Consider the following 6,092-nt stretch of genomic DNA (forward strand, 5'->3'; position numbering starts at 1 on the left):
TCGCGGCGTCGATCCGGCACAAGGTCACGCGTGCGCCGCGCCGGATTGCTTCAGAGCGCGCCAAAGTGAGCGTGGACAACATGGCGCGCGCTCGTGCATCGACTTGATCGCGCTTGTGCCACATGACAAACGAAGGCGCCGAAAATGTCGCGATGACCGCAATTACCGCAAGCACGACGGCGAGTTCGGTCAGCGTAAAACCGGGTGAACATCGGAAATTCATCTGCATCCCTCATCGATTGAACCGGATCAGCAATCAATCTAAAGAGAATTTTCCGCGCCCGCCATTAGCCGATTGGCCGAGTATCGGACGTGCAAAAGCCTCGACATACTGTCGAAACGATTACCGGTTTAAAGCGAGGAGGAGAAATGCAGAAACGCTCAGCGTTTGCGGGGAGTGTTCTTGCGCGGAGCCGCGCGGCGGAACTCTTCGAGCACGTCTTCAAATTCGGACACGTCTTCAAAACGCTTGTAGACCGAAGCAAAACGCACGTAGGCAATGGTGTCCAACTGGCGCAACTCGTTCATGACAAGCTCGCCCAGGCGGTCGCTGCGAACTTCGCGTTCACCGCTGCCCAGCAATTGATATTCGATGCGCGCAACGGCGGCATCGATAGCGTCGGCCGCAACCGGCCGCTTGCGCAGCGCCAGTTGCATGCTCGCCACGATTTTCGCGCGGTCGAACTCGGTGCGGCTGCCGTCTTTTTTAACGACGGACGGCAACGCGAGTTCCACGCGTTCATACGTAGTGAAACGCTTGTCGCAGGCGGGGCAGCGCCGCCGCCGGCGAATCGCCGCCCCATCTTCCGAGACACGCGAATCGGCCACTTGCGTGTCTTCGTGACGGCAGAAGGGGCAGCGCATGGCTTAGCCGTACACCGGGAATTGCTTGGTCAACGCAGCGACCTTCACGCGCACGCGCTCGAGGTTCGCTTCGTCTTCCGGCGCATCCAGCACATCGGCAATCAGATTGCCGACCTGCTCAGCCTCGGCCACGCCGAAACCGCGCGTGGTCATGGCCGGCGAGCCGAGACGCACGCCGCTGGTCACGAACGGCTTTTCCGGATCGTTCGGAATGGCATTCTTGTTGACCGTGATGTGCGCCTTGCCGAGCGCAGCTTCCGCTGCCTTGCCGGTGATGTGCTTGGCGCGCAGATCGACCAGCATCACGTGGCTTTCCGTTCGTCCCGAGACGATCCGCAAACCACGCTTGACCAGCGTTTCAGCCAGCACGCGCGCGTTATCCACGACTTGCTGCTGATACGTCTTGAATTCCGGCGACAGCGCTTCCTTGAACGCAACGGCCTTGCCGGCAATCACGTGCATCAGCGGACCGCCTTGAATGCCCGGGAAGATGGCCGAGTTGATCTGCTTCTCATACTCGGCCTTCATCAGGATCACGCCGCCGCGCGGGCCGCGCAGGCTCTTGTGCGTCGTGGTCGTGACGAAATCAGCGAACGGCACCGGATTCGGATATACGCCTGCTGCAATCAGACCCGCGTAGTGCGCCATGTCGACCATAAAATAGGCGCCGACGCTCTTCGCAATCTTCGACAAACGCTCGAAGTCGATCTTCAGCGCGAACGCCGAAGCACCCGCGACGATCAGCTTCGGCTTATGTTCCTTGGCGAGCTCTTCGGTCTTGTCGTAGTCGATGTCTTCAGCTTCGTTCAGGCCGTAGCTGACTACGTTGAACCACTTGCCCGACATGTTCACGGGGGAGCCGTGCGTCAGGTGGCCGCCTTCGGCGAGGCTCATGCCCATGATGGTGTCGCCGGGTTTCAGCATGGCGAAGAACACACCCTGGTTGGCCTGCGAACCGGAATTCGGCTGCACGTTCGCCGCTTCGGCGCCGAACAGTTGCTTCACACGATCGATTGCCAGTTGCTCGACCACGTCGACATATTCGCAGCCACCGTAGTAACGCTTGCCCGGATAACCTTCGGCGTACTTGTTCGTCAGTTGCGAACCTTGCGCGGCCATGACGGCCGGGCTTGTGTAATTTTCCGAGGCGATCAGCTCGATGTGATCTTCCTGACGAGTATTTTCCTTCTCGATCGCGGCAAACAGTTCCGGATCGACTTGGGCGATGGTGCTCTTGGCTCTATCAAACATACGTTTTCCGTTGAATGGGTGTCAGTTGACCGGATCGCGCGTGCGCAACATATCTGCGCCGCGAGAGCGCGAAGCACGATGGGTCCAGGCGAGGCGGAAGAAAGACGCTCCGTTGACGCGAGACGGACAGCCACCGGCAACGCAACACATGCGTGCGGATCTCGGCTGCCCAGGCGAACGGCAAAACGACACCCTGCGCTTCCCGGTGGGTTATTCCACCTTGGACCCGAAGATCCTTGTCGCCAGTTACGCAGGGCTGGAGCGCCCTAGTTTAATGGCGCGTCCGGGATTAGGCAACAGCCGCTAAACACTTGAAAATGCTCGGTTCTGAAAGGCCTGTCATTCATGAAAGCGCCATTCGCGGATGGTCGGGCACCAAAATTGCCACAGGCGCCCAGCCGGCAATGGCTCACCCGGACAAATGGAGATTCTGGTTGACAACTTGCCGCGCCGCATCATTGGAAGTACGCTGTCCGGCTTTCCCGCGCGCGCTCGGGCGCCCGCGACCTCGGCATCTCCGCAACCTGACCGCAACCTGACAATGGGAATCCGCACATGATCGTATTTGTCACTGGCGCTTCCGCCGGCTTCGGCGCCGCCATCGCCCGTACGTTTGTAAAAGGCGGCCACCGCGTCATTGCCACGGCGCGCCGCAAAGACCGGCTACTGGAATTGTCGAAGGAGCTCGGCGACGCCCTTTTGCCCGTTGAACTCGATGTTCGCGACGACGCCGCAATCAAGTCCGTCATAGCCGGTTTGCCGGCCGAATTCGCCGATATCGACGTGCTCGTGAACAACGCCGGACTGGCGCTCGGCCTGGAACCGGCGCAGCGAGCGAGCCTCGACGACTGGAACAACATGATCGATACGAACTGTAAAGGTCTCGTCACGGTCACCCACGCTTTGCTGCCCGGCATGGTCGAGCGCAATCGCGGTCACGTGTTCAACCTGAGTTCGGTCGCGGCGACCTACCCGTACGCCGGCGGCAATGTATATGGCGCGACGAAGGCGTTTGTGCGCCAGTTCAGCCTGAACTTGCGTGCCGATCTTGCCAGCACGGCGTTGCGCGTGACGGACATCGAACCGGGATTGTGCGGCGGGACGGAGTTCTCGAACGTGCGCTTCAAGGGCGACGACACGAAAGCGGCCAACGTCTATAAAGACGTGCAGCCGCTGACGGCCGAGGACATCGCCGACGCCATCTACTGGATCGCGACGCTGCCGGCTCACGTGAACATCAATGCCATTGAAATGATGCCGGTCGCGCAATCGTTCGGCGGGTTGAGCATTCATCGCGGCTGAAACGACACGGCTCCCGGGCAACGACCTCGATGACACCAATCCTAAGTTGTTGCCTGGAAACAGCAAATTACAGCGCGTTTCGGCGGCCAGTTTTCAGCTTCCGGTAAAATGCGTGGATGAATATGTCAACCAGCGAGCATCAACCGGCGACCGGCCCCTTGACTTTCGACTGGCCGCTGCGGGTCTACTACGAAGACACCGACGCCGGCGGCATCGTCTTCTACGCGAACTACCTGAAGTTCTTCGAACGGGCGCGCACCGAGTGGCTGCGCGCTTGCGGTATCGATCAACGCAAGCTGTCGGAGTCGGATGGCGTATTGTTCGTCGTCAAGCGGACGGCAGTGGAGTATTCGGCGCCCGCGCGGCTCGACGATGTGCTCCATGTGGTGAGCAGGATCGACCGTCTCGGGCGGGCCTCGGTGGATTTTCACCAGGAAGCGTGGCGCGACGGCGTGTTGCTGGCGTCTGGCGAGATCCGGGTCGCATCGGTCAGCCTCGCGTCGATTCGTCCGGTGGGAATTCCTGGATCAATGCTGGCCGGATTGCGCCGCGGTCCGCACGTAGAATGCGCGTCAACCGTGCCGACACCAATATCGTTTAAATAACCTTGTTCAGAAAAATCCTATGTAGACAAAGCATCTTTGACTTCATCAAGACCTGAACTGAATAGAGCCTGCGGGACTTCACGCACGCAAGCACAGCAGCACCGAGCGCGCTCCGGCGACAACGTTGTCTTACCCGGAAGCCACTCGGACGCCCCTTTGGGACGTAACAGCGGACATTTATGAACACTACACAAGACCTGTCGATCGTTTCCCTCGTCATTCATGCCAGCCTGTTGGCGCAGGCCGTCATGGCGCTGTTGCTGATTCTGTCGTTGTTGTCCTGGACGTACATCATTCGTAAATGGTTCGCCATCCGGCGCGCCCGCGCTCAGACCGAGCGCTTCGAACGCGATTTCTGGTCGGGCGGCGACCTGCAGGCGCTGTATCAGAGCGCGGCGAACAACCGTCACACCATCGGCGCACTGGAGCGGATTTTCGAGTCCGGCATGCGTGAATTCCTGAAAGGCAAAGAGCGCCGCATGAACGATCCGGCCGCGATTCTCGACGGCTCGCGCCGCGCAATGCGCGCCGCTTTCCAGCGTGAAATGGACGGGCTGGAAGTCAATCTCGCGTTCCTTGCATCGGTCGGTTCGGTCAGCCCGTATATTGGTTTGTTCGGCACGGTCTGGGGGATCATGAACTCCTTCCGCGGCCTTGCGAACGTGCAGCAGGCAACGCTTGCCAACGTCGCGCCGGGTATTGCCGAAGCGCTCGTGGCAACCGCAATCGGTCTGTTTGCCGCTATTCCTGCTGTGGTCGCCTACAACCGCTACGCACACGATATCGACCGCCTCGCGATCCGCTTCGAAACGTTTATCGAAGAGTTCTCGAACATCTTGCAGCGTCAGGCTCACTAAGGAGTTCAGAATGGCCGGAGGTCCAATGCGTTCCAGCATGCGCGGCAGTTCACGGCGCGCCATGTCCGACATCAACGTCGTGCCGTATATCGACGTGATGCTCGTGCTGCTTGTCATTTTCATGGTGACCGCCCCGCTCGTCTCGCCGTCCATCATCAACCTGCCGACGGTCGGCAACGCCGCGCCGCAGGAGCAGACGCCGCCAGTCGTGGTCAACATCAAGGCCGACGGCAGCATGAACGTACGCTACAAGGAAGACGGCGGTGCTGCGCAACAGCAGAACATGACGAAGTCGGAACTCAATGACTTCGTGCTGAACCGGCAAGAATCGCATCCGGACCAGCCGGTCGTGATCGCCGCCGACAAGACCGTGAAATACGAAATCGTAATGAACGTGATGTCCGATATGAAGGCGCGCGGCGTCAAACGGGTCGGATTGTTAGTTAAATCGCAATGATGAATCGGCAGCCCAGCGGGAACCCTGGCGCGCGGATCAGCGCGCGCCCCATCCGTCCGCCGCGTGAACGCGGCACATGGAAGGCGTTCGCGCTCGCCGCGCTGATGCACGTGCTGCTCGGCATCCTGCTGTATCACGGCGTGAACTGGCAGAACAACACGCCGGCCGGCGCGGAAGCCGAGTTGTGGACGGATATTCCGGATTTGTCGGCGCCCACGCCGCGCATCGCTCCGCCCCCCGCTCCGCCAGTCAAGGTGCAGCCGGCGCCGCCGCCGGCGAAGGACGAGGAAGCCGACATCGCGCTGCAGGAAAAAAAGCGCAAGCAGGAAGCAGCGGCGCGCGCCGCGCAACTCGTCGAGCAACAGCGCGCCCAGCAGCAGGCCGAGCAGGAAGCTGAAGCGAAGCGCCAGCAGCTTGCGGCCCAACAGGCGGCGCAGCAAGCCGCCGCGGCGGCAAAAACCGTTCAGGAAAAGCAAAAACTGGCCGATAAGCAGAAGCAACTCGCCCAGCAGAAGCTCGATCAGCAGAAAGCGGCGCAGCAGGCCAAGGAAAAGCAGGCCGAGGCTGACAAGGCCGACCAGCAGAAGGAACAAGCCGACGCCAAGGCGAAGGCACAAGCAGACGCCAAAGCCCAAGCCGAAAAGGCCCAGGCTGAGGCGAAGGCAAAAGCCAAGGCTCAGGCCGACGCGCAAGCGAAGGCCAAGCTCGACAAGGAACGCAGTGCGCGGCTCGCGGCGTTGCAGGGCCAGGCGGGCA

General features: G+C 60.7%; 8 protein-coding genes and 1 riboswitch. Of the genes, 5 read left to right on the forward strand and 3 right to left on the reverse strand.

Annotation, left to right across the window (positions count from 1 at the left end):
* The 3 genes from ACRXB1_RS28130 to glyA form a co-directional block, all read right to left on the reverse strand.
* A partial coding sequence (locus tag ACRXB1_RS28130) for a pilus assembly FimT family protein (protein WP_449493892.1) occupies positions 1 to 229 on the reverse strand: 229 nt, incomplete at its 3' end.
* A gap of 152 nt (positions 230 to 381) precedes the next feature.
* The gene (gene nrdR / locus ACRXB1_RS28135) at positions 382 to 864 is read right to left on the reverse strand and encodes a transcriptional regulator NrdR (RefSeq protein ID WP_375508216.1); all 483 of its coding nucleotides are present in this window, start codon (positions 862 to 864) and stop codon (positions 382 to 384) included.
* Between the two features lie 3 nt (positions 865 to 867).
* A complete protein-coding gene (gene glyA / locus ACRXB1_RS28140; RefSeq protein ID WP_062000235.1) occupies positions 868 to 2,115 on the reverse strand; it encodes a serine hydroxymethyltransferase in 1,248 nt (415 codons plus the stop codon).
* 160 nt (positions 2,116 to 2,275) lie between these two features.
* A riboswitch (ZMP/ZTP riboswitch) is annotated at positions 2,276 to 2,375 on the reverse strand.
* A gap of 295 nt (positions 2,376 to 2,670) precedes the next feature.
* Here glyA and ydfG point away from each other — a divergent pair.
* From ydfG to tolA, 5 genes are all read left to right on the forward strand, one after another.
* Positions 2,671 to 3,417, forward strand: coding sequence for a bifunctional NADP-dependent 3-hydroxy acid dehydrogenase/3-hydroxypropionate dehydrogenase YdfG (ydfG, locus tag ACRXB1_RS28145; RefSeq protein ID WP_062000976.1), 747 nt, complete (start codon positions 2,671 to 2,673; stop codon positions 3,415 to 3,417).
* 122 nt (positions 3,418 to 3,539) lie between these two features.
* On the forward strand, positions 3,540 to 4,022 hold the full coding sequence (gene ybgC, locus ACRXB1_RS28150) for a tol-pal system-associated acyl-CoA thioesterase (RefSeq protein WP_449493894.1): 483 nt from the start codon (positions 3,540 to 3,542) through the stop codon (positions 4,020 to 4,022).
* A 179-nt stretch (positions 4,023 to 4,201) separates the two neighbouring features.
* Complete coding sequence (tolQ, locus tag ACRXB1_RS28155; RefSeq protein ID WP_056354982.1) at positions 4,202 to 4,879, forward strand: protein TolQ; 678 nt, start codon at positions 4,202 to 4,204, stop codon at positions 4,877 to 4,879.
* Between the two features lie 10 nt (positions 4,880 to 4,889).
* Complete coding sequence (tolR, locus tag ACRXB1_RS28160; protein WP_062000237.1) at positions 4,890 to 5,336, forward strand: protein TolR; 447 nt, start codon at positions 4,890 to 4,892, stop codon at positions 5,334 to 5,336.
* Positions 5,336 to 6,092, forward strand: a 757-nt coding sequence (gene tolA / locus ACRXB1_RS28165; protein WP_449493893.1) for a cell envelope integrity protein TolA, incomplete at its 3' end; no start/stop codon positions are given. The genes tolR and tolA, both read left to right, overlap by 1 nt.

This window comes from Caballeronia sp. M23-90 (assembly GCF_053574605.1).

Coding starts and splice junctions, on each gene's coding strand:
- nrdR (WP_375508216.1), bottom strand. CDS start 864: ATGCGCTGCCCCTTCTGCCGTCACGAAGACACGCAAGTGGCCGATTCG.
- glyA (WP_062000235.1), bottom strand. CDS start 2,115: ATGTTTGATAGAGCCAAGAGCACCATCGCCCAAGTCGATCCGGAACTG.
- ydfG (WP_062000976.1), top strand. CDS start 2,671: ATGATCGTATTTGTCACTGGCGCTTCCGCCGGCTTCGGCGCCGCCATC.
- ybgC (WP_449493894.1), top strand. CDS start 3,540: ATGTCAACCAGCGAGCATCAACCGGCGACCGGCCCCTTGACTTTCGAC.
- tolQ (WP_056354982.1), top strand. CDS start 4,202: ATGAACACTACACAAGACCTGTCGATCGTTTCCCTCGTCATTCATGCC.
- tolR (WP_062000237.1), top strand. CDS start 4,890: ATGGCCGGAGGTCCAATGCGTTCCAGCATGCGCGGCAGTTCACGGCGC.